Source organism: Trueperaceae bacterium, from assembly GCA_023954415.1.
Classification (GTDB): domain Bacteria; phylum Deinococcota; class Deinococci; order Deinococcales; family Trueperaceae; genus JAAYYF01.
In genome coordinates this window covers 1-1,345 of sequence record JAMLIB010000029.1, presented here as the reverse complement: position 1 = coordinate 1,345, position 1,345 = coordinate 1, and the positions used below count along the sequence as shown (strand labels likewise).

2 protein-coding genes are annotated in these 1,345 nt (G+C 69.4%); one reads left to right on the top strand and one right to left on the bottom strand.

Features of this window, described 5'->3' with window-relative positions; translation table 11 throughout:
- Positions 1-135 precede the first annotated feature (135 nt).
- A complete protein-coding gene (locus M9914_14340) occupies positions 136-903 on the top strand; it encodes a glutaminyl-peptide cyclotransferase (protein MCO5175355.1) in 768 nt (255 codons plus the stop codon).
- Between the two features lie 55 nt (positions 904-958).
- Here M9914_14340 and M9914_14335 read toward each other — a convergent pair whose 3' ends face one another.
- A complete protein-coding gene (locus M9914_14335) occupies positions 959-1,330 on the bottom strand; it encodes a hypothetical protein (GenBank protein MCO5175354.1) in 372 nt (123 codons plus the stop codon).
- Positions 1,331-1,345 lie beyond the last annotated feature (15 nt).

The following is a 1,345-nucleotide window of genomic DNA, read 5'->3' as shown; positions in this document are numbered from 1 at the left end:
AGGCTTCGTCGCGCAGGCGGATGCCGACGGCGGGCGGCGCTGGGTGCGCATCGACGCGGAAGCCGCCGAGGCGGCGGTCACCGAGGCCGTCTGGCGGGCCGTCTCTCCCCTCCTGGCTCCAAGCGAGGTCGGTCAATGAGGCCCTGGCTCACCCCCGTGCTTGCGGCGATCGCACTGGCGCTGCTAGCCTCTGGCTGCCGCGGCCGAGACTCCGAACGCCTTGGGGTGGAGATCGTCGCCCAGCACGCGCACGACCCGCAGGCGTACACGCAGGGCCTCGTGTGGCACGAAGGGACGCTGTACGAGAGCACCGGCCTACTGGGGCGCTCGAGCCTGCGGGAGGTGAGGCTTGACGGCACGGTACTGCGCAAGCGCGACCTCGCCCCCAATGTGTTCGGCGAGGGCCTGGAACTCGTCGGCGACGAACTGCTCCAACTCACGTGGCAGAACGGCGTGCTCCTGCGCTACGACGCGACCACCTTCGAGCCGACGGGAACGCAGCGCTACGCGGGCGAGGGCTGGGGCCTCTGTTTCGACGGCGCCACCCTGTGGATGAGCGACGGCAGCGCGAAGCTGACCAAGCGCGACCCCATCACGTTCGAGATCGAGGGGAGCGTCGAGGTGAGCCGCGACGGCAAGCCGCTGACCATGCTGAACGAGCTGGAATGCGTGGCCGGGTCGGTCTACGCCAACGTCTGGAAGACCGACGAGATCGTCAGGATCGACCCCGCGTCCGGAAGGGTGACCGGCGTTGTCGACGCGTCCGAACTCAGGCGCATAGCGGGCGTCACGGACCGCGACGCCGTCCTCAACGGCATCGCCTACGACGAAACCAGCGGCAACTTCCTCGTGACCGGGAAGTTGTGGCCCGCCTTGTTCGAGGTGCGTTTCATCGCCCCGTGAGCGCGCGGCTGGCAACGGCCGCCGCCCGAGCGTTCAGCGTCGGTACGGCCCGGCGTCAGCTCGAGGTGGAGCCGCCGCTCGCCACCGGCACCGGCGCGGAGCCTGAGCCGCCGGAGCCCGACGCCGAGGGCTTGCCCTCCGTGGGCTTGCTCTCCGCGGGTTTGCTCTCGTTCGACTTACCTTCGCCCGCCTTGTTCGCAGCGCTCTCCGAGCCGCCGGCGGCCTTGGCCTCCGGCTTGCCGGACGCAGGCTTCCTGATGTCGTTGACGTAGAACCCCGAACCCTTGAACGCGATCCCGACGGGCTGGATCAAGCGCTTCACGGCCGCGCCCGTCTCCGGGTGGACGGAGAGCGGGGCGTCGGTGATCCGTTGGTCGTACTCGAACGTCTCACCGGTATCGAGGTCCCGATAGAGGTAAGTGGGCATGGTTCCTCCGAGGCA